We start from the raw sequence: 20,429 nt of genomic DNA, 5'->3' as shown, positions 1-20,429 counted from the left end.
CCAGATCAATTCCATGTCCGCCGCGGTCGAGAAGGTCATGCGCCTTGCCCCGGTGATCCCGGTGCTGGTGATCGAGGATATCGAACACGCCCTGCCGATCGCCGAAGCGCTGGTCGCGGGCGGCCTGCCCGCACTGGAAGTGACGCTGCGCACCGAATGCGCGATCGAAGCGATCAAGGTGATGAAGCAGGTTCCGGGCGCCGTGGTCGGCGCGGGCACGGTGCTCTCGCCCGACGATCTCAAGCGCTCGATCGACGCGGGCGCCGAGTTCATCGTCTCGCCCGGCCTCACCCCGCTGCTGGCCGAAGCCGCCTACAAGGCGCAGGTTCCCTTCCTGCCCGGCACCGCCAATGCCAGCGACGTGATGTTCGCGCTGGAATGCGGGTTCGAACGGCTGAAGTTCTTCCCCGCCATGGCGGCAGGCGGCCCCCCCGCGCTCAAGGCGATCTCCGCCCCGCTGTTCAAGGCGAAGTTCTGCCCGACCGGCGGCGTGACGCCGGAAAATGCGCCGGAATGGCTGGCTCTGGACTCGGTGCTCTGCGTGGGCGGAAGCTGGATGGTCCCCAAGGGCAAGCCGGACGTCGCCAAGATCGAGGCAGCGGCCCGCGCCGCAGCGGGGCTCGCACGATGACTGCGCTGGCGCTGACCACCGTCGAGGACCTCGACGCCCGGCTCCAGGAGCTTCACGTCCTCACGGCTCAGACGCCGCTCTACAACCCGGTCTTCCAGCTGGGCCTCGAACTGTCGAGGAAGCTGGAGACCGGCGAGATGAGCCTCGACCAGATCGAGGCTCTCGTCGCCGAGATGGACTGCGAGGGCCTGCGCGCCCGCGCCGCCCGGCTCGACCGGCTGCTCGCCCCGGTGGGCCTTGCCGACAACGACGCCCGCATCGATGCGGCGGCGGATGCGGCCGGCAAGGGCGATGATTTCACGGCTTTCGCGGTGCGCTGGCAGCGCCCGGCCGCGCATGTCGTCTTCACCGCGCACCCCACGTTCCTGCTGTCCTCGGCCCAGACCGAGGCGGTGACCCATTCCGCCTCCAATGGCGATTTCAGTGTCGCCTCGGTCTGCGTGGCCTCGCCGGAACGCGACCACATCACACTCGATTACGAGCACGACAAGGCGCTCGAAGCGATCGCGCGCGGCCAGAAGGCCCGCGACCGCATCAATGCCCGCCTGTTCGACATTGCCGCCGCCCGCTGGCCCAAGCGCTGGAAGAGCCTGCACCCGATGCCGGTGCGCTTCGCCTCGTGGGTGGGTTACGACATGGACGGCCGCACCGATATCGGCTGGTCCACCTCGATCCGCTACCGCTTGCAGGAAAAGGCGCAGCGCCTTGCCAGCTATGCGGACATGCTCGCCCAGGCCGCGCCGCAGATTTCCGCACGGCTCGCCCGCGCCGGTGCGCTGGCTGCCGAGATGGCGGCGCATTTTGCCGAGGACCTGTCCTCGCCGGAAGCGCTGTCGCACGCGGCCAACGCCCTCACCGCCGAGCATCCGGACAAGCTGACCAGCCTCGAAAGCGTGATCGACGATCTCGAGAACGAGGCGCGCCACGCCGATCAGGAGCAGGCCCGCGCGCTTCTCGTCGCCGCTGCCGCCATGCGCGCGGACGGCCTTGGCATGGGCTGGATTCACTTCCGCGTGAACTCCTCGCAGCTCCAGAACGCGATCCGCCTGCGCATCGATCCGCAGGGCAAGCTGAACCTCGCCAGTCAGGCCGCGCTGGTGCGCATGCGCGAACTGCTGGCCGAAGTCACGCCGCTCCGCTCCAACTTCGCCGCCCTCGCCATCGAGAATTCCACCGCCGTACGCCAGTTCCTGGCCATGGCGCAGATCCTCGCGCATGTGGACGCCGACGCGCCGATCCGCATGCTGGTGGCCGAGTGCGAGGAACCGACCACGATCCTTGCCGCGCTCTATTTCGCGCGGATGTTCGGGATCGACGAGAAGGTCGACGTCTCGCCGCTGTTCGAGACCGAGAGTGCGCTCGAACACGGCGGCCGCTTCCTCGACGCCGTGCTGGCCGAGCCTGCCTACCGCGAATATGCCCACAAGCGCGGCCGCGTCTCGATCCAGACCGGCTTTTCGGATGCGGGCCGCTTCGTCGGACAAATCCCCGCCGCGCTCGCCATCGAGCGTTTGCAGGGCCGCCTGTCCGAAGCGATGGTCGCCAATGGCCTGACCGACGTTTCCGCACTGATCTTCAACACCCACGGCGAATCGATGGGCCGCGGCGCGCATCCCTCCAGCCTGAAGGACCGGTTCGACTGGCCGATGTCGCCCTGGTCCCGCCGCCGCTTCCTGCGCGCGGGGATCCGGCTGGAGCCTGAAGTCTCGTTCCAGGGCGGCGACGGCTACCTCTGGTTCGGATCGGACGAACTGGCGCTCGCCACGCTCACCCGCATGGCCGAAATGCCGCTCTGGGGCGCCGACGCCGATGCGCCGACCGACTTGTTCTATCGCCGCACCGACCTCAGCCTGGACTTCTACCGCGCCATCCGTGCCGTCCAGCACGAGCACCTCGAAAGCTCGACCTACAGCCGCGCGATCACCGCTTTCGGGCTGGGCTTGCTGAACGATACCGGCAGCCGCAAGTCGCGCCGCCAGTCGGACCTCAGCGCCGACCGTTCGATGAGCCTGCGCCAGATCCGCGCGATCCCGCACAATGCCATCCTCCAGCAGCTTGGCTACCCGGTGAACGTGATCGCCGGCATCGGCACCGCGTCCGACGGCAACCGCGAGGAAATCGCCGCGCTGCTGCGCGAAAGCGAGCGCGGGCAGCAGTTGATGCGGATGGCGCGCGCCGCCGATGCGCTGGGCTCGATCAAGACGGTGGCGGCTTATGGCGAGCTGTTCAATTCGGCCTATTGGGCCAGCCGTCCCTATCGCGGCGACGAGCAGCACATCGCCGATGCCTGCCTGAAACTGGCCGAATACCTCACCAAGGATGACCGGACGGGCGTGTTCCGCCGCCTCGCCTCGCGCCTGCGAGTCGATGCGATGAAGCTGCACTTCCTGCTCGACCTGCTGCCGAACGAGGAACCGCTGCCGGACCGCGAGCATACCCGCCGCAGCCTCGGCGTGCTGCAATCGCTGCGCATCGCGCTGTTCAAGCACATGTTCCTGCGCGTGGTCATGGTGCCGCCGTTCAGCCGCGCCAACGACATCAGCCGTGATGACGTGCTGGAGATGTTCTTCACCCTGCGCGTCGAGGACGGCCTCGGCCAGCTGCGCCGCGCGTTCCCGACGAGTTTCCCCTCGATCGACGACTTCACGGTGGACACGCCGAGCGACTATCCGGACTCAAGCGCGACCGGCTACACCCGGATCCACCGCGAGTTCATCGATCCGATCGCGCGGTGTTATGCGCTGTCATTGCGGATCACCACGGCGCTGGCAAACGAGTTCGGCGCGCACGGGTGATCTGTGCCGTTTCCCGCATGGCGATGGTCATGCGGGAACGGTGGTGCACTTCGCCTCGGCGGAAGCGCGATTCTCATGCGTCGCCCCCGCGAAGGCGGGGGCGACGCTTCTTGGCGACCTCCCGCCCTGCCCAGCAGAAGCGGGATCCCCGCCTTCGCGGGGATGACGGGTGTGGGTTGGTAGGATGAAAGTTCCTCACCTTCGCTCAACCACCCTTCACTCCACTTCCACCAACTCCGCTCATCCTGAGCTTGTCGAAGGATGGCAACCTCGCGCCCCGCCCGCAGGGGCTTCGACAAGCTCAGCCTGAGCGGGTTGGGAGGTGGCTGGTGGCTGGTGGTAGTGGGAAATCGGTACATCCGCGAAAGAGGGTCGCCCGGTGTCTTGCAACCTCTCGACCTTGCAACGAAGGCGGGAGGACGGGTTACGGGGTGCACCGTGAAGCTCACTCCACTCATCCGCCCCTTCAACCCCACTCTTCTCCCTCCCCCGCTCATCCTGAGCTTGTCGAAGGATGGCAGCCTCGCGCCACGCCCGCAGGGGGCTTCGACAAGCTCAGCCTGAGCGGGATTGGAGAAAAGGCCGGGATGGACCCGGTGGCGGCCCGGCAAAAAACGGAGGTTCAACCGCTCTATTGCCGCCCAAGCGTGACGTGCATTGCCAGCTCCGTCGCAGTCGATTCCACCACACGATAACCCAGAGCTGGAAGATCCAGCCCCTCGAACATCGCCTCGCCCTGTCCCAGCAGGACGGGCGAAAGCGCAAAGTGCAGGTCGTCGATCAGCCCCGCCGCCAGATATTGCCGAACCGTCGAAACGCCCCCGCCGATCTTCACATCAAGCCCGCCCGCAGCAGCCCGGGCACGCTCAAGTGCCACGTGGATCCCCTCCGTGACGAAGTGGAAGGTGGTGCCGCCCTCCATGACGATCGGATCGCGGGCATGGTGGGTGAGGATGAACGTCGGCGCGTGGTAGGGCGGATTATCCCCCCACCAGCCCTTCCAATCGAAGTCCCGCCATTCCCCGCGCTCGGCACCGAACATGTTTCGCCCAAGGATGAAGGCACCGAAGCCGTCCATCGAGCGCTGAGCGAAAGCCTCGTCCGCGCCCTCCGAGCCGCCCTCTCCACCGATCATGGTCTTGAAGAATTTGGTTCCGACCAACCAGCCGTGGAGTTCCTGCCCCCGCTTGCCCAGCGGATCCTGAAGACTCTGCTCAGGTCCCGCTCCGAATCCATCAAGAGACAGGGAAAACCCTGCCGCTCTGACACGCCCCGTCATCCACCCCTCCTTGCAACGCGCCTGCCGGCCGTTACGCCATCAGCCCCATCAGTGCGGAAATCTCGCACGTGGCGAAGCCTACCGTACTATCGGAAATGCCGTAAGGGATCAGCAGCCGCTCCCCCACTTTCAGCACGCCGCACGTGTAGACCACGTTGGGCACATAGCCCGAACGGTCCGCGTTCTCTGCGGTCAGCACCGGCTCCACCGTGCGGGCGAGGACTTTCGACGGGTCCTTGAGGTCCAGCAGCGCGCAGCCCAGCGCGTACTTGCGCATTGCGCCGACGCCGTGGGTGAACAGCAGCCAACCGTGCTCGGTCCGGACCGGGCTGCCGCAATTGCCGATCTGGATGAACTCCCAGGGATATTCGGGCTCCATCAGCAGCTCGCCCTCGTCGTCCCAGTTCTCCAGCGCGTCGGACTTGAGGAGGTAGAGGTTCATGCCGTCCTGACGGCCGACCATCACGTACTTTCCGTCGATCTTCTCCGGAAACAGCGCCATGCCCTTGTTGCGCCCGGCGCGGCCGTGGATCGGCTCCAGCTCGAACGCCCGGAAATCGCGCGTGCGCAAAAGTTCGGAGCGGATCGAGCTGCCCGAATAGGCCGTATAGGTGCCGATCCACTCGTAATCGCCGTCGCCATGATCGAAACGGACGAGGCGCAAGTCTTCCAGCCCGCCGCGCTGCTGCTCGGTGATCGGGAAGATCACCGTGTTGGACAGGCTCGATTCGGGATGGCGATGGACGAAGACGTTCGTGTCCTCGGCATCGATCTGCTCCTCGTCGTCGAGTTCCACCGATGTCGCGAAGGAGGCCTGCGGCCAGAGGCTGAACGTGCCGTCTTCCTCGGCAATGCCTTCACGGAAGGCGATCGAGCTGATGTGCCCTTCCCCCACCGCGCGCAGGCTCATGATGAAGCGCACCGAACCGTCCTGCATGCCCGACTGGTCGGGCGCGGGCACGATAGAGGGGTTCATCAGCGCCGCCGCCGCGAATGTGTATTCGTGGCAGAAATAGGCCCCGATCAACCGCTGACGCGCCTCGGAAAAGCGCGAGGGATCGAGATCGAGATTCGCGGCCACCTCAGCAAACCGTTCGGCGAAGATGTTCTCGGTTTGCCAGTGCCGCTCCTTGAAGTCGCGCAGCACGCGCTCGTATTCGGCATCGGCGCGCTCTTCGGTGAGCGCGGCGATATCCTCCACGAGGTTCATCGCCCGCGTACTGGGCGCGTTTTTCGCCTGCCACCCGAGGTGGAACGGTCGCAGTACCACGCGCGACGGATCGGCGTGGAGGCGCGTTTCGAAAATATGCAGCGGTTCAGACCAGGCTGTCTCGGGCCGGTTCAAGCCAACCTCCTCCGGATGCCAGCGGACCCGTTGATGCCAATGGGCCCAACTCGGCGAGTTCCGCCATAGCATAGTGTGAAAGTTGGAAAGCGAGAACGGATTCCGCACCGCAATTGCCGTTTACCCCACGCGGCGTCACGCCGTCGCGGCAGCGCCCGGACACGAGATCGGCCAGAACCACCCCGCGATCGTTGCCGCCAAAGAACCAGCGCCACGCCGCCAGGGCATGTTCGCGCCAGAACGCGCCGTGCGTGGCGCGCCAGGCAGTGCGCGATGCCTCGATGGCGGCTTGCGCTTCCAGCGGCTGCTGGTCGAACGGCAAGTAGCTGTAGGGCTTGTGGAAACTCTCGGAACCGATGGGCCGGAACTGCCCCCGCGCCGACACCTGCTGGTGGCAGATCCATTCGAGCGTGGCGAGCCCGTCGCCGATCCAGTCCTCGCGGCCCAGAGCCATGCCGGCCTCGATCAGGGCCTGCGGCAGGCGCGGGTTGTCATAGCCGAGCACGGCTTCGAACCAGGCCCAATCGGGACGGCGGCCATGGCCGAGCAGCTTCATCAGGAAATCGCCGCCCGACTCCACCCGCGCGCGCGCGGCGGCATGGGAGGGATCGCGCCGCAGCACCGCGCAGGCGCCGAGCATGGCAAAGGCCACCGCGCGCGGCGATCCGGCCTCGTCCACCGCGCCCAGCGCCTGTTCGAACAGGTCGAGCGCCCATTCGCCCAGCGAGTGGTCCGGCACGCATTCGCGCGTCTGGCCCAGCGCCCAGAGCGCGCGGCCGTTGGAATCCTCCGATCCCTCGTCCTCGCACCATGACCGGTCATAGCGCATGAAGTTGCGGAAACGGCCGAGATCGGCGTTCCAGGCATATTGCACGAAGCCCGCATAGGCGAGGCTCCACTTCATCCGCTCTGCGGCGGGAAGGCCCTCTGCCACGTTCATCAGCATCAGCGCGCGGGCGTTGTCGTCCAGGCAATAGCCATGGCGGCGGTCCGGCACCACGCCGATGCTGTGCTGGAGCATGCCGGTGGCATCGCTCATCGCGAACACCGCGGAGAGCCCCGGCGTGGCCGTAACCGGCGACATGGCGGGGCGCGGCGCGCGGGCATGGGCAATCAGCCGCGCCGAGCTTTCCGCGAAACGCGGCCAGATCATCTCGCGCCCGCGCGCCCAGGCGCGGCGCTGCATGGCGGCAAGCTCCTCCTCATCGCCCAGCAGCGCGGTAACCGCATCGGCAATGGCGGTGCTGGATCCCGGCTCGATCAGCATGCCCACGCTGTTTCCCAGCAGTTCGCGGGCATGGACGTAAGGAGTGGAAACCAGCGCCTTGCCCAGCGCCACCGCATAGCTCAGCGTGCCCGATGTGGATTGCTGAAGCCCCGGATAGGGCGTCATGTAGATATCGCAGGCCTCCAACTGGTCGAGCAGTTCACTCGTTTCCAGAAAGCGGTTGTCCCAGGCGATGTGATCCGAAACGCCAAGCTCGGCCGCCAGCGCCTCCAGCTTCTCGCGATAGGCCTCGCCCTCGGTCGCCACCAGATTGGGGTGCGTGGCCCCGACGATCCGGTAGAGCACTTCGGGATGCTCGGCGACGATGGCCGGAAGCGCGGCGATGGCATGTTCCAGCCCCTTGTCGGGGCAGAGCAGGCCGAAACTCATCAGCACCTTGCGACCGGTGAGGCCAAGTTGCGCCTTGAAATGCTCCTGGCGGCCGAACGGCCGGTCCGGCGCGCCGTGCTCGATCACTTCGATCACCCCGGCCGGCACGTTGTATTCGCGCTGGAGCAGGTCTCGCGAATAGCGCGACATCACCATGATCCGCGAGGCGCGCGCGGCCAGATGCTCAAGGATCACGCGCTGGTGAACAGTGGGTGCCAGCAACACGGTGTGCAGTGTCACGATCAGCGGCGCGGCCAGCCGGTCGACGAAATGGCACACCATCTCGCCATCCTCGCCGCCGAAGATGCCATATTCGTGCTGGAGCCAGACCGCATCCACGCCGCTCTCGTTGATCTGCCGCGCGGCGCGGGCATAATCCTCGGGATCGTTGCAGGCGATAGTGCCGGCGATGCCCTGATAGGCCAGCGGATACGCCGGATCGTCCAGCGCATGAACATCCACCGTGATTTCCGGATGATGATCGCGCAATTGCTCGAAAATATCGGTGGTGAAGGTAGCGATACCGCACTTGCGAGGGGAAAAATTGCCGACGAGGGCAATATGCGCAGGTTCCACCCGCTTGTCGGCTTCGGTTTCGTTGGCGGCGTCAAAAATCGAACGCACTTTATCCGAACCCGATTTCCAACCGGGTTCGCCATCACGGGACAACCAGTTCATGCGCGCTCCTTGGGGGGCAGGAGGGTGATCGAGTCCTCAAAGCGCGAGCATGGCACGAGTTTCCCGCTGCACTGCAAAAAAAGTGCAATGACGAGCCGAAGCGGTGCCGGACGGCGATCTGCCGAGCGGGAATGACATGTTTCGGCCGCGCCATCGCCGGGGCGCGAAACACGGCGCCGCTATCGATTGGCCGCTCCGGCCGCGCGATTCGGAGCTATGCCCGGCAGGAACAGGGCAATGACCGGGAGAGACAAGGATGAACGAGAGCCAAAGTGCCGCGTCAAGTGCTGCCGTGGCCGCCCTCATCGACCGTGAGGCGATCCGCGCCTGCCTCGCCCGCCTGGCGCGCGGCGAGGACCGACGCGATGCCGCGCTGATCGAGGGCTGCTGGTGGAGCGACGCCACATTCGATTACGGCGTCTACAAGGGGGACTTTCCCGCTTATCTCGCCTGGGTCGTCCCCGGCGCCGACGCCATCCGCAACACCCAGCACGTGCTGGGGCAGAGCCATATCGAACTCGGCAGCGAAGTGGCGCGGGTGGAGACGCACGTGATCTCCTACCACCGCGTCGACATGGGTGCCGGAGCCGAAAAATCCGGCGAACGCGATACCTGCATCGGCGGGCGTTATCTCGACCGTTTCGAGAAACGCGACGGCGAATGGCGCATCGCCGCGCGCACCATGCTCTATGACTGGGAACAGGACTGGGGCAGCGCGGCCGACTGGTCGACCGGGGTGATGGGCTATCCCTTCCATGCCGCGTACTTCGGCGGCACCGCGAAAGGCGATTTCAGCGAGGCTTTCTTCGCATGAGCGCGCCCCTCGCCGGAAAAGTCGCCGTCATCACCGGCGCCAGCCGCGGCATCGGCAAGGGCATCGCGCTTGTGCTCGCCGAGCAAGGCGCCACCGTCTACGTCACCGGCCGCAGCGTGCAGGAGGGCGACTATTACCTGCCCGGCACCGTGGGCGAGACCGCCGCCCAATGCACCGAACGGGGACAATGCACCGAGCGCGGACAGGCGAGCGGAGGAAAGGGCATCGCCGTCGCCTGCAACCATGCCGACGACAAGGCCGTGGCCATGTTGTTCGAGCGGGTTGCCGTGGAACAGGGTCGGCTCGACATCCTTGTCAACAATGCCTTCCAGCTTTCCGACGACCTGCTGGAGCCCAAGGGTTTCTGGGAAAAGCCGCTCTCGAACCTCGAAATGTGGGACGTGGGCGTCAGGTCCAACTTCGTCGCCGCCTGGCATGCCGCCGGGATCATGGCGCCGCAGGGTTCGGGGCTGATCGTCGCGATCTCCGGCTATACCGGCGTGACCTATACCTACGGCACCGTGTTCGGCACGTCCAAGTCGGCGGTGGACCGCATGTCGCGCGACATGGCGATCGAGCTGGAGCCGCACGGCGTCGCCTCGATCTGCCTGTGGCAGGGGCTTACGCTCACCGAAAAGGCGAAGGACAACCTTGCCAAAATGGCGGGCAAGATGACCGGCTCGATCACCGGACAGGCGGGCAGCACGGTCGAGCATCCGGGCCGCGTGATCGCCGCCATGGCCGCCGATCCGGCGATCATGGAGCGCAGCGGCGCCACCTACATCACCGCCGAACTCGCCCGTGAATATGGCGTGACCGACGTGGACGGACGCGAAATCGAATCCATGCGCGCAAAGCGCGGCAGCCCGCTCTGGGGCCCAATCCGGGAGAATGACTATCATGGCCACTGAAGGCACGACCACTGACCGTAACGCGCGGATCGACCTGCTGCTGGACAAGCAGGACATCCGCGAATGCCTCGAACGCTTCTCGCGCGGGATGGACCGGTTCGACCGGGCCACCTACCTCTCCGCGTTCTGGGACGACGCCGAAATGGCGGCCGGACCGTTCGTCGGCTCGGCGTCCGCCTGCTGGGACTGGGCGGTGCCGATGCATGAGGCCGGGCAGATCTTGACCCATCACGCCCTGCTCCAGTCGAACATCGACGTGGATGGCGATACCGCCCATTCGGAGACTTATTACCAGTTCGTCGGCCGCAACCGCGACGAAAGCATCTGGATCGCCGGCGGCCGCTATGTCGACCGGCTGGAGCGGCGCGGCGGCGAATGGCGGATCGCCCTGCGCACCAATGTGATCGAATGGTGTCACCAGCCGGTGCCGCTGCCCGTGCCTTTCGCGGACGTCCCCGACATCGCGCTGAACGGCGTCACTGCGCGGTCGAACGAAGATCCCAGCTACCAGCGTCCGCTGGTCAATCGGAGGGCGCCCACCAACCTCTGATCCCGCGCCCAATTACGTATAGACAAAAAAGCGCATCAAGGCCCCGCGCGCCATGGACTTGGCCCGGGGCCTTTCCTATGTCTGGCTCACGCGAAACAACAGGACCGACGGGAAACGATGCCCTCCGCCCCCCAATCTCACGCGAATCCGGACCAGACGCTCTTCCGCCTGCTCGCCGCCACTGTCGGCGCCGACAAGGCCGCGCTGGCGCTCACCACGCTGACCATCGACCCGGCGCTTGCGGGCACGGGTGACACCGTCAGCCGCGCCCAAGTGGCCATGGCGCTCAACGCCGCGCTCTTCGCGGACCTGCTGGACCGCGTGCCGACCGCGCAGCGCTATATCGACACCGTGCGCGCCGCTGGCGAGACCATCGTCTTCGACCACGGCGCCCTGCGCACGATCGACGGCGAGACCGGCGACCTGCCGAGCGGCCACATGGCGTTCGGCCGCTTCCTCGCCCCGCTGGGTTACGAGGTCGGCGGCCTCTATCCGCTGCCCAAGCTGAAGATGACCGGCCGCGCCTATGTCCAGCGCGACCTGCCGGAAACGATCCCGCAGTTCTTCGTCTCCGAACTTCATGTCGACCAGCTTCCCGAAGCCGCCCAAGGCGCGTGCACCAATGTCTTCGGCACCTCGAAGGACCCGCTGGGCAAGGACGAATGGGCCGCGCTCGACACCATCGCCAGCGACGGAGTCTGCACTTTCGACACGGCGGTGACCGCGCTCAAGGGCGCGCTCGCCTGCTTCGAGCGCCAGCATGAAACGCCCGCGCTGGCCGATTACGAACTGCTGCTGCCGGAAACCAAGGAAGGCGCCTGGATCGCGACCGAAGGCAATGCCTTCAACCACGCGACCACCCGAACCGCCGATGTGCTGGCCCTGTCCGATACGCTGAAGGACGCGGGCTATCCGATGAAGGCAGCGGTCGAGATCTCCCAGAACGGCCGCGTCCGCCAGACCGCGATCCTGGCGGACAAAGTCGTGCGCCCATTCCGCGAGGCCGACGGCAGCGACGTGCCGCTGCCGGTGCCGGGATCGTTCTACGAATTCATCACCCGCGACATCGATCCGGAGACCGGCAAGCTCGATCTCACCTTCGATTCGGGCAATGCCACCGGCATCTTCGCCGTGACGAGGAACGCATGAGCCAGCTCCAGTCCTTCGATCCGGCCAGCGGCGCGCTCGTCTGGGAAGGCGAAATTGCCGATGCCGAAGCGGTGAACGCCGCGCTCGCCCGCGCCCACGCGGCGTTTCCGGCATGGGCAGCCCTGCCCGTCGCCGCGCGTGTCGAGGCGGCGCAGCGGTTCAAGGCCGTGCTCGAAAGCCGCAAGGACGCGATCGCCGAGGTCATCTCGCGCGAAACCGGCAAACCGCTCTGGGAAACGCGCACCGAACTGGCGTCGATGATCGGCAAAGTCGGCATCTCGATCGCTTCGCAGGCCGAACGCGCGGGCGAAAAGCGTCAGGACATGCCGTTCGGTGCTGCCGTGCTGCGTCACCGTCCGCACGGCGTAATGGCCGTGCTGGGGCCGTTCAACTTCCCCGGCCACTTGCCCAACGGCCACATCGTTCCCGCCCTGCTGGCGGGCAACACCGTGGTGTTCAAGCCGTCCGAAATGACCCCGGCGACCGGGCAGGCGATGGCCGATGCCTGGGCCGAAGCCGGTCTTCCAGACGGCGTGTTCCAGATCGTCCACGGCGCCCGCGCCACTGGCGAGGCGCTGGTGGCGGCCCATATCGACGGGCTGCTGTTCACCGGCTCTGCGGGCGCGGGCGCGCATTTCCGGCGGATCTTCGCGGACCGGCCCGACGTGATCCTCGCGCTCGAACTTGGCGGCAACAATCCGCTGGTGGTTTGGGACGGCGATCTCGACGAGGCCGCCTCGGTGGTCGTGCAGTCCAGCTTCATCACCACCGGCCAGCGCTGTTCCTGCGCGCGGCGCTTGATCGTGCCGGACACCGATTTCGGCACCGCGCTGGTCGATGCCGTCGCCGCACTGGCCGACCGCGTGACCATTGGCGAATGGCACGAGACGCCCGAACCGTGGTTCGGCCCGCTGATCTCGGTTCAAGCCGCCGAGGCCGCCAAGGCCCGCTTTGCCGAACTGGTCGAGCGCGGCGCCACGGTGATCCGCGCCTTCGAGGGCGTTCAAGGCCGCAGCGGCGCTTTCGTCACCCCCGGCATTCTCGACGTGACCGGCGTGGACGTGCCCGACGAGGAGATCTTCGCTCCCATCGTCCAAGTGACCCGCGTGCCCGACTTCGATGCCGCCATGGCCGCCGCCAATGCCACGCGCTTCGGCCTTTCGGCGGGCCTTGTCAGCGGCGACGATGCGCTGTGGGACCGCTTCGTGCTGGAAAGCCGCGCGGGCGTGGTCAACCGCAACCGACCGACCACCGGCGCCGCCGGATCGATGCCCTTCGGCGGCCTTGGCGACAGCGGCAACCACCGCCCCAGCGCCTATTACGCCGCCGATTACTGCGCCTATCCGGTCGCCAGTTTCGAGGCGGAAACGGTCGCGGGCAACAGCGGCGCGCTAACCGGCAAGCTAAGCGGATGACGGGGGCATGACGGGCTTGGCCGGAGCGGAACGGGATCTTCTCGCCCCGGTCGAACGGGCCCCGATCCTTGCGCACACGCTGGACTGGGCCGCGATCAACAGCGGCACCGCCAATGTCGAGGGGCTCGCGGCGATGGCCGCGCGCCTTGCCGATGCCTTCGCGGCGCTGCCCGGCGATCTGCGGCTGGTCGATCCCGCCCCGGTCGAGAAAGTGGACGGTCAGGGCCAGACCCGCGAGATCGTCCACGGCCGCCATCTCGTGCTGTCGGTGCGGCCCGAGGCCGAGCGCCGGGTGATCCTCACCGGCCACATGGACACCGTCTACCCGCGCGAGCATCCCTTCCAGACTTGCGACTGGCTGGACGAGGATACGCTCCACGGCCCCGGCACCGCCGACATGAAAGGCGGCCTTGCGCTGATGCTCGCCGGCCTTGGTGCCTATGAGCGATCCGGCCCGAAGCTCGGTTACGATGTCCTCATCAACAGCGACGAGGAAACCGGCTCGCTCTCCTCCGCCGCGCTGATCGCCGAACTGGCGCGCGGCAAAGTGGCAGCGCTGACGTATGAACCCGCGCTCCCCGGCGGCCAGATGGCGCGCGCAAGGCCCGGTTCGGGCAATTATGCCGTCGTCGTTCACGGCCGCTCCGCCCATGCCGGGCGAAATCCCGAGGACGGGCGCAATGCGGTGGTCGCCGCCAGCGACCTCGCCCTGCGCCTTGCCGCGATGCGCCGCCCGGGCCTTTCGGTGAACCCCGCCAAGATCGAAGGCGGCGCGCCCAACAACACGGTGCCCGATCTCGCGATCCTGCATTTCAACATGCGCCCGGCCACGCCCGAACTCGCAGGCGAGGCGCAGGCGTACATCGAGACTGCCGTGGCCGAAGTCTCGGCCGCGCATGACGTCCACATCCACATCCACGGCCATGTCTCGCGCCCGCCCAAGGCGATCTCGGACAAGACCGAGGCGCTCTACGGCCTCGTCAGCAAGGCCGCCACCGACCTTGGCCAGCCGATGAGCTGGAAGGACACCGGCGGCGTCTGCGACGGCAACAACATCGCCGCCTGCGGGGTCCCGGTGCTCGACACCATGGGCGCGCTGGGCGGGTCGATCCATTCGCCGGACGAATTCCTGCTGGCCGGCTCGCTCGACGCCCGCGCCCGCCTGACTGCCCTCGTGATGCACCGCCTGGAGCATTTTCAAATCGGGTAACCCGCCCGAACCTCAAGAAAATGATCTAAAATCAATAATAGAGCCACGGAGTACCTGCCGCATGACTTTCCTCCTGCGCACCGCACAGGAAAAGGACCTCGAAGCGCTCTACCGCATGGCCAAGGGCACCGGGGGCGGCTTCACCAACCTGCCGCCGGACAAGCCGACGCTGAAGGCCAAGCTGTCCCGCACGGCGCGGAGCTTCGCCCGCGCCGGCGACGAGATCGCCAACGACCTTTTCGTGTTCATCCTCGAGGACACCGCCACCGGCAAAGTGCGCGGCACCTGCCAGGCGTTCTCGCAAGTCGGCACCGAGTTTCCGTTCTATTCCTACCGCATTGGCCGCATCACCCAGCACTCGCGCGAGCTGGACCGCACGTTCCGCGCCGAAATGCTGACGCTCTGCACCGATCTCGACGGCGCCAGCGAAGTGGGCGGGCTCTACCTTGACGCCACCGAGCGGTCGGCGGGCGTCGGCAAGCTGCTCGCGCGCAGCCGCTACCTGTTCATTAAGACCCACCGCGAGCGGTTCGGCGATACCACGCTGGCCGAACTGCGCGGCGCCATCGACGATGCCGGCAACTCGCCGTTCTGGGACGGCCTTGCGGGCCGCTTCTTCGACATGAGCTTCCGCGATGCCGACGAGTTCAACGCCAAGCACGGCAACCAGTTCATTGCCGACCTCATGCCCAAGCACCCGATCTATTGCGCGCTGCTGTCCGAAGCGGCGCGGCAGGTGATGGGCCAGCCGCACTATTCCGGCCGCCCGGCGATGCGCATGCTGGAAAACGAGAACTTCGCGTTTCAGAACTATATCGACATCTTCGATGGCGGCCCGACCATGATCGCCCGGACCGACCAGATCCGCACCGTGCAGGAAGCGCGCACCGCCGAAGTCACCGCGATCACCCCGGCGGACGAGGAAGAGGCCAGCCATCTCGTGGCCACGGGGCGGCTCGCCGCATTTCGGGCATGCCTCGGCAAAGTGGACACCGCAGATGGCGGCGTAACGCTTGATGCCGCCGCCGCCGCTCTGCTAGGCGTCCAGCGGGGCGACAGTATCACTTACGCTGGAGCGTAATCCATTCGTTCCGAACCGGATTACGCTCTGTTTATCGTTTGTTTTTCGCATTTTCCGAGTCGTCAGGTGTTTCCACCTGACTTGAAAATGCTCTAACGCCTGAGACAGACCCCCATGCTCACCGAGATCAATTTCGACGGTATCGTCGGCCCCAGCCACAACTATGCGGGGCTCAGCCTTGGCAACCTCGCCTCGACGAGGAACTTCGGCAAGGTCTCGGCCCCGCGCTCCGCGGCGTTGCAAGGGCTCGCCAAGATGCGCGCCAATCTGGAATTGGGCCTGTCGCAAGGCTTCTTCCTGCCCCAGCGCCGCCCTGCGGCAGGCTGGCTGGCGCGGCTCGGCACCGAAGTCGAAACCGCCGACCCGCGCCTGCGCGCCACGGCCATGTCGGCCTCCTCGATGTGGGCGGCCAATGCCGCCACCGTCTCGCCCGCACCGGACACGGCCGACGGGCGCTGCCACCTCACCGTCGCCAATCTGGTGACGATGCCGCACCGCAGCTACGAATGGCGCGAGTCGCTGGTGCAGTTGCAAATCGCTTTCGCCGATAGCGCCCACTTCGCGGTGCACAGCCCGATCCCTCCACCGTTCGGAGACGAAGGCGCGGCCAACCACATGCGCCTCTGCGCAAGCCATGATGCGCCGGGGATCGAGGTCTTCGTCTACGGCGAGGCAGGCGGCCCCTACCCCGCCCGCCAGCACCGCGAGGCCAGCGCCGCCGTCGCGCGGCTGCACGGGCTCGATCCCGAACGCACGATCCTGGCGCAGCAGTCCGAGGAAGCGATTGCCGCCGGGGCTTTCCACAACGATGTCGTCGCCGTCGCCAACGAGCGCGTGCTGTTCACCCACGAACACGCCTTCGCCGAACGCGACAAGCTTTACGCCGAACTGCGCGCCAAACTGCCGGATATCGAGATCGTCGAAGTGCCGGCCAGCGAAGTCAGCCTGTTCGACGCGATCCAGTCCTACCTCTTCAATGCCCAATTGCTGACCTTGCCCTCGGGCGAGGCGGCGCTGGTGCTGCCGAGCGAGGCGCAGGCGGCGGCGCCCGTGTGGAACTGGTTGGAACGCCACGTTTCCGGAAACGGCCCGATCCGCCACCTCTTCGTCCACGACTTGCGCGAATCGATGGCCAACGGCGGCGGCCCCGCCTGCCTGCGCCTGCGCGTGGTTGCCGATCCGGCTACCGTCGATCCGCGCTTCCTTGCCACGGCCGACAAGCTCGACCGCATCGAGGCGCTGGTGGACCGCCTCTGGCCCGAACGGATCGCGGTGGAGGACTTGTCCGAACCGGCGCTCTGGCAGCAATGCATCGCCGCCCGCTCGGCGCTGTGCAAGGAACTGGGGCTGGAAGAGCTGGATCGCGAGCTGTTCTAGAGCGGCCTTCCGCAAGCATCAGCCGTTGCAGTCATACCGCCGATACGGATGTCAAAACCTTCGTCATCCTGAACTTGTTTCAGGATCCATTTCGCGGCCCATTCCGAACGGTGGCGCGAACGACGCGACGCTAGAGGGCTGCCGATTGGAGCACCGGGCAGGTGGTAAAATGGATCCTGAAACAAGTTCAGGATGACGAAGGCGGGAGGGGCGTCTCATTTCCCCCCATTCCCACCGTCTCAGGATGGCGTGGGTCGGAGGGCACGGCCCCATTTTCTCCCTCCCTCCCGACCCCGCTCAGGCTGAGCTTGTCGAAGCCCCCGGCGGCGAGGCGTGAGGCCTGACATCCTTCGACAAGCTCAGGATGAGCGGAGCATGCGGGATGGAAATCCGGACCGCTCAGCGCTTTTCGCAAGCATGGTTTCACGATTTGCAATGGTTCCGCCACGCTGAGCCTTCATATTGCAGACATGGCTACATCGATGCTCATCACCGCCCCGCGCGTGCTTCCCGATCCGATCCGCGCCGCGATCTTCGACATGGACGGAACGCTGCTCGATACGGAGGCCGGCCATCGCCGCGCCTTTGCGGAAGTCGGCCGCGCCATGGGCGTGTCGGTTCCCGACGAACTGCTGGCATCGATGGTAGGGGTCTATCGCGAGGGCAGCCGCCGCCTGGTGGCAGACGCCATGGGCCCCGACTTCCCGCTCGACCGGTTCTTCGATGAAAGCGACGTGCTGTTCGAGGCCATGGTCGATGCCGGTATCCCGCTGCGCCCCGGCGCGGAGCTGATCCTCGATCACTTCGCCGATGCCGGCGTGCCCATGGCCATCGCCACCTCTACCGAGGCGCCCTATGCCGCGCAGCGGCTGGAGAAGGCCGGGCTGCTGTCCTATTTCGACGTGGTGATTACCCGCAGCGATGTCCGGAACGCGAAGCCGCATCCGGAACCCTACCTGCTGGCCGCGAGCCGCCTCGGCGTCGATCCGATGGACTGCATCGCCGTCGAGGACAGCCCGGCCGGTCTGCGCTCTGCGACAGCAGCGGGGATCGCCACGATCGTCGTGCCGGACCTGCTGCCCGCAACCGAAGAAATGACGCTCGCGGCTGCGCGCGTGCTGCCCAGCCTTTCGGCGCTGCGCGACTTGTTGCTGGCGCCGGTCGAGGCGCGCTGACAACGGTTTCACGCGGAGGCGCGGAGACGCGGAGGGACGTTGTTTGAGCGGCAAAGCCGCTCTTCACCCTTCACCTTCGCGTCTGCCTCCACGATGGATAGACAAGGCGGCTACGCCGCAAGCGCGACCTTCCTCCGCGTCTCCGCGCCTCCGCGCGAAAACCCCGATCAGGCCTGCCCCAGATCCAGCCACCAACGCATCAGCACATGCGCAATGGCATGCGGCGGCGGGGCTCCAAAGGCCTTGCCGCTCTCGCCCCGCCCGATGGCTTCCATCGCCTCGGCCACTTCCGCGCGGGTGAACCAGCGGGCATCTTCCAGTTCGGTAGTATCGATGGTGAGCCCGTCGCTTTCTGCCACCGCATGGCAGCCGATCATCAGCGAAGACGGGAACGGCCAGGGCTGGCTGGCGACATAGCGCACATCCCGCACCCGCACGCCCGCTTCCTCGAAGACTTCGCGGGCCACGGCTTCCTCCACGGTCTCGCCCGGCTCCACGAAGCCCGCGAGAGTCGAGTAGCGTCCTTGGGGAAAGCGCGGCTGGCGACCCAGCAAGGCACGCCCCTCGTGCTCGACCAGCATGATGGTGACCGGATCGACGCGCGGGAAATGCTCGGAGCGGCATTCCGCATTGGTGCAGGTGCGCTGCCAGCCGCCCTTGGCAAGCACGGTGGGTGAGCCGCAGACGGCGCAGAAACGGTGGCGGCCATGCCAGCTCACCAGACTGCGCGCGGTGCCGTAAGCCGCCAGCTCGTGCGGCGGCAGCACCGCCATCACGTGCCAGTTGACCGGCGTGGCATGCGGGCCGCTCAGCGGCTGGGCGGCCGGGACTTCGGCGAAACAGGCGGCCTCTCCGTCCAGCCCGAGGAAGATCAGCTCGCTGTCCGGCGCGGCGCGGTCAATCCCGTCCCACAGCAGCGCCCCGCTACCGGCCAGCACCGCATCGAGGCCGTCCAGCCGCAACAACCGCGCGGAGCCATTGCGGGCGGCAGCGAGCGCCTGAGGATCGTTGCGCAAGTGGTCGGCGCGGTCGAGGTGGGCGCCGGAAAAGGCAATCGGCAAGATCAAGGGCGGGTCTCCATCAGGGCCATGACATCGGCCTTCAGTGCGGTCTGGAATTCGGGCAGGAGCGGCAATGCGTCGGACGGCATGAACTGGACGAACAGTTGCGAGCGCAGGCCGTGGGTCATGTCGACCATGCCCACCGTGCCCGCCGCGCCGGACCAGCCGAAGATTCCGGCCTCCGCGCCCTGCCCCACGCGTCCGCCCGCGCCGAAGCCGGAAGGGCCCGCGATCATGTGCGAGCGGTCCACGCCCGGCGGCAACAGGTCGGACGTGCCCAGCGCCACCGCCCGCTCGGACAGCACGCGCCGCCCGTCGATCATGCCGCCTTGCGCGAGCAGGCGCAGAAAGCGGTCATAGTCGCGCGGGCTGCTGACAAGGCCCGAACCGCCGAAAGGAAAGGCGGGAGGATCGAGGTAGACCGAGCTTTCCGGCGGATCGATCGGCACCAGCACCCCGCCCAGCGCGCCGTAATTGGTCGTAAGCCTGCGCACATCGCCGGGCCCCACGCGGAACTCGGTGCTGGTCATCCCGGCCGGGCCGAACAGCGCCTCGGCCAAATAGGCGTCGAAACGCTTGCCGGTGACCACCTCGATCACCCGGCCCATGACATCGAGCCCCATCGAATAGGACCACCGCGTGCCCGGATCGGCGACCAGCGGCAGCGTCGCCAGCCGGTCGGCGAAATGGTCCAGCCCGTGGATCGGCGCGCCGTAAGTGAGGCCTGGCACCTCGATCCGGCTCACCTGCCCCGGCACCAGCCCCTGCTTCACATAGGCATCGCGGATCGGGCCGGTCTGCACGATCGAATAGCCGATGCCCGAGGTATGCGTCAGCAAGTGGCGCATGGTGATCGGCCGGGGCGCGGCGTGGAGTCTGTCGAGCGGGCCGTCGTAGCGATCCTGCACGCGCATGTCGCGCCAGGCGGGCAGCACATCGGCCAGCGGCTGATCGAGCGCGAGGCGGCCTTCCTCGATCAGTTGCATTGCCATCATGCCGGTGACCGGCTTGGTCATCGAATAGATGCGAAAGAGGCTGTCCGGCCCCATCGCGGTGCCATCGTCGAACCCCTGCGCGCCGCGCGCCACGAACTGCGCCTCGCGTCCGGGCAGGCCGAGCGAGGCGACCATGCCGGGGAACTTGCCGGTGCCCACCCAGCGGTCGACCAGCGCAGTCACCTTGGGCAGCGCGACGGGCTGCTCCACCGCCCATGCCAGTCGCGGCAGGAGCGCTGCTCCCAGTCCTGCCCCAAGTCCCGCTGCAACACCAAGGCGCAAGGCCATGCGCCGGTCCAGCAGGAC

Annotated in this window: 16 protein-coding genes; 11 read left to right on the top strand and 5 right to left on the bottom strand. The window is 66.9% G+C overall.

Annotated elements, in window-relative coordinates:
- Positions 1-4 precede the first annotated feature (4 nt).
- Both eda and EDF56_RS19295 read left to right on the top strand, forming a co-directional pair.
- Positions 5-631, top strand: a complete 627-nt coding sequence (eda, locus tag EDF56_RS19300) for a bifunctional 4-hydroxy-2-oxoglutarate aldolase/2-dehydro-3-deoxy-phosphogluconate aldolase (RefSeq protein WP_132390629.1) — start codon at positions 5-7, stop codon at positions 629-631.
- Complete coding sequence (locus tag EDF56_RS19295) at positions 628-3,426, top strand: phosphoenolpyruvate carboxylase (protein ID WP_132390492.1); 2,799 nt, start codon at positions 628-630, stop codon at positions 3,424-3,426. The genes eda and EDF56_RS19295 overlap by 4 nt, the downstream gene beginning before the upstream one ends.
- Positions 3,427-4,057: 631 nt before the next feature.
- Here the strand turns inward: EDF56_RS19295 and EDF56_RS19290 are convergent.
- Genes EDF56_RS19290 through EDF56_RS19280 form a run of 3 tightly spaced genes read right to left on the bottom strand, consistent with a single transcriptional unit; the run spans position 4,058 to position 8,385 of the window.
- Positions 4,058-4,705: a dihydrofolate reductase family protein gene (locus EDF56_RS19290; protein ID WP_132390490.1), complete on the bottom strand. Its 648-nt coding sequence runs from the start codon at positions 4,703-4,705 to the stop codon at positions 4,058-4,060.
- A 31-nt stretch (positions 4,706-4,736) separates the two neighbouring features.
- Complete coding sequence (locus EDF56_RS19285) at positions 4,737-6,050, bottom strand: glycoside hydrolase family 130 protein (protein WP_243652698.1); 1,314 nt, start codon at positions 6,048-6,050, stop codon at positions 4,737-4,739.
- Positions 6,022-8,385: a glycosyltransferase family 4 protein gene (locus EDF56_RS19280; protein WP_132390486.1), complete on the bottom strand. Its 2,364-nt coding sequence runs from the start codon at positions 8,383-8,385 to the stop codon at positions 6,022-6,024. The genes EDF56_RS19285 and EDF56_RS19280 overlap by 29 nt, the downstream gene beginning before the upstream one ends.
- A 256-nt stretch (positions 8,386-8,641) precedes the next feature.
- On the opposite strand from EDF56_RS19280, the gene EDF56_RS19275 reads away from it, so the two are divergent.
- From EDF56_RS19275 to EDF56_RS19235, 9 genes are all read left to right on the top strand, one after another.
- Complete coding sequence (locus tag EDF56_RS19275) at positions 8,642-9,199, top strand: nuclear transport factor 2 family protein (protein WP_132390484.1); 558 nt, start codon at positions 8,642-8,644, stop codon at positions 9,197-9,199.
- Positions 9,196-10,110: an SDR family NAD(P)-dependent oxidoreductase gene (locus tag EDF56_RS19270; RefSeq protein WP_132390482.1), complete on the top strand. Its 915-nt coding sequence runs from the start codon at positions 9,196-9,198 to the stop codon at positions 10,108-10,110. Before EDF56_RS19275 ends, EDF56_RS19270 begins: the two co-directional genes overlap by 4 nt.
- Entirely contained in the window at positions 10,100-10,660 is a 561-nt protein-coding gene (locus tag EDF56_RS19265; protein WP_132390480.1) for a nuclear transport factor 2 family protein, read from the top strand. Before EDF56_RS19270 ends, EDF56_RS19265 begins: the two co-directional genes overlap by 11 nt.
- Before the next feature lie 117 nt (positions 10,661-10,777).
- A complete protein-coding gene (locus EDF56_RS19260) occupies positions 10,778-11,809 on the top strand; it encodes a DUF1338 family protein (protein WP_132390478.1) in 1,032 nt (343 codons plus the stop codon).
- Positions 11,806-13,224: a succinylglutamate-semialdehyde dehydrogenase gene (astD, locus tag EDF56_RS19255; protein WP_132390476.1), complete on the top strand. Its 1,419-nt coding sequence runs from the start codon at positions 11,806-11,808 to the stop codon at positions 13,222-13,224. The genes EDF56_RS19260 and astD overlap by 4 nt, the downstream gene beginning before the upstream one ends.
- A 7-nt stretch (positions 13,225-13,231) precedes the next feature.
- Positions 13,232-14,434 carry a hydrolase gene (locus EDF56_RS19250; RefSeq protein ID WP_132390474.1) on the top strand — a complete coding sequence of 401 codons (1,203 nt, stop codon included), beginning with the start codon at positions 13,232-13,234 and terminating at the stop codon, positions 14,432-14,434.
- 61 nt (positions 14,435-14,495) lie between these two features.
- Positions 14,496-15,515 carry an arginine N-succinyltransferase gene (locus EDF56_RS19245; protein ID WP_132390472.1) on the top strand — a complete coding sequence of 340 codons (1,020 nt, stop codon included), beginning with the start codon at positions 14,496-14,498 and terminating at the stop codon, positions 15,513-15,515.
- Positions 15,516-15,629: 114 nt separating this feature from the next.
- Positions 15,630-16,892, top strand: coding sequence for an N-succinylarginine dihydrolase (locus tag EDF56_RS19240; RefSeq protein ID WP_132390470.1), 1,263 nt, complete (start codon positions 15,630-15,632; stop codon positions 16,890-16,892).
- 482 nt (positions 16,893-17,374) lie between these two features.
- Positions 17,375-18,067: an HAD family phosphatase gene (locus tag EDF56_RS19235; RefSeq protein ID WP_243652697.1), complete on the top strand. Its 693-nt coding sequence runs from the start codon at positions 17,375-17,377 to the stop codon at positions 18,065-18,067.
- A gap of 167 nt (positions 18,068-18,234) precedes the next feature.
- Here the strand turns inward: EDF56_RS19235 and nudC are convergent, their stop codons facing one another.
- Together nudC and EDF56_RS19225 are read right to left on the bottom strand one after the other, a co-directional pair.
- Positions 18,235-19,134, bottom strand: a complete 900-nt coding sequence (nudC, locus tag EDF56_RS19230) for an NAD(+) diphosphatase (protein WP_132390466.1) — start codon at positions 19,132-19,134, stop codon at positions 18,235-18,237.
- Positions 19,131-20,411, bottom strand: a complete 1,281-nt coding sequence (locus EDF56_RS19225) for a serine hydrolase domain-containing protein (RefSeq protein ID WP_243652709.1) — start codon at positions 20,409-20,411, stop codon at positions 19,131-19,133. The genes nudC and EDF56_RS19225 overlap by 4 nt, the downstream gene beginning before the upstream one ends.
- Positions 20,412-20,429 lie beyond the last annotated feature (18 nt).

Origin of the sequence: Novosphingobium sp. PhB165, assembly GCF_004341845.1 — a bacterium.
Taxonomy (GTDB): domain Bacteria; phylum Pseudomonadota; class Alphaproteobacteria; order Sphingomonadales; family Sphingomonadaceae; genus Novosphingobium.
Note: the sequence above shows the minus strand (reverse complement) of the source record. Positions and strands in the feature narration are given on the sequence as shown.

Bases quoted from the DNA above. Each gene is read 5' to 3' on its own strand.
- EDF56_RS19295 (WP_132390492.1), top strand. From the start codon at position 628: ATGACTGCGCTGGCGCTGACCACCGTCGAGGACCTCGACGCCCGGCTC.
- EDF56_RS19280 (WP_132390486.1), bottom strand. From the start codon at position 8,385: ATGAACTGGTTGTCCCGTGATGGCGAACCCGGTTGGAAATCGGGTTCG.
- EDF56_RS19260 (WP_132390478.1), top strand. From the start codon at position 10,778: ATGCCCTCCGCCCCCCAATCTCACGCGAATCCGGACCAGACGCTCTTC.
- EDF56_RS19250 (WP_132390474.1), top strand. From the start codon at position 13,232: ATGACGGGCTTGGCCGGAGCGGAACGGGATCTTCTCGCCCCGGTCGAA.
- EDF56_RS19225 (WP_243652709.1), bottom strand. From the start codon at position 20,411: ATGGCCTTGCGCCTTGGTGTTGCAGCGGGACTTGGGGCAGGACTGGGA.
- EDF56_RS19240 (WP_132390470.1), top strand. From the start codon at position 15,630: ATGCTCACCGAGATCAATTTCGACGGTATCGTCGGCCCCAGCCACAAC.
- EDF56_RS19275 (WP_132390484.1), top strand. From the start codon at position 8,642: ATGAACGAGAGCCAAAGTGCCGCGTCAAGTGCTGCCGTGGCCGCCCTC.
- EDF56_RS19235 (WP_243652697.1), top strand. From the start codon at position 17,375: ATGCTCATCACCGCCCCGCGCGTGCTTCCCGATCCGATCCGCGCCGCG.
- EDF56_RS19270 (WP_132390482.1), top strand. From the start codon at position 9,196: ATGAGCGCGCCCCTCGCCGGAAAAGTCGCCGTCATCACCGGCGCCAGC.
- EDF56_RS19265 (WP_132390480.1), top strand. From the start codon at position 10,100: ATGGCCACTGAAGGCACGACCACTGACCGTAACGCGCGGATCGACCTG.
- EDF56_RS19290 (WP_132390490.1), bottom strand. From the start codon at position 4,705: ATGACGGGGCGTGTCAGAGCGGCAGGGTTTTCCCTGTCTCTTGATGGA.
- EDF56_RS19245 (WP_132390472.1), top strand. From the start codon at position 14,496: ATGACTTTCCTCCTGCGCACCGCACAGGAAAAGGACCTCGAAGCGCTC.
- astD (WP_132390476.1), top strand. From the start codon at position 11,806: ATGAGCCAGCTCCAGTCCTTCGATCCGGCCAGCGGCGCGCTCGTCTGG.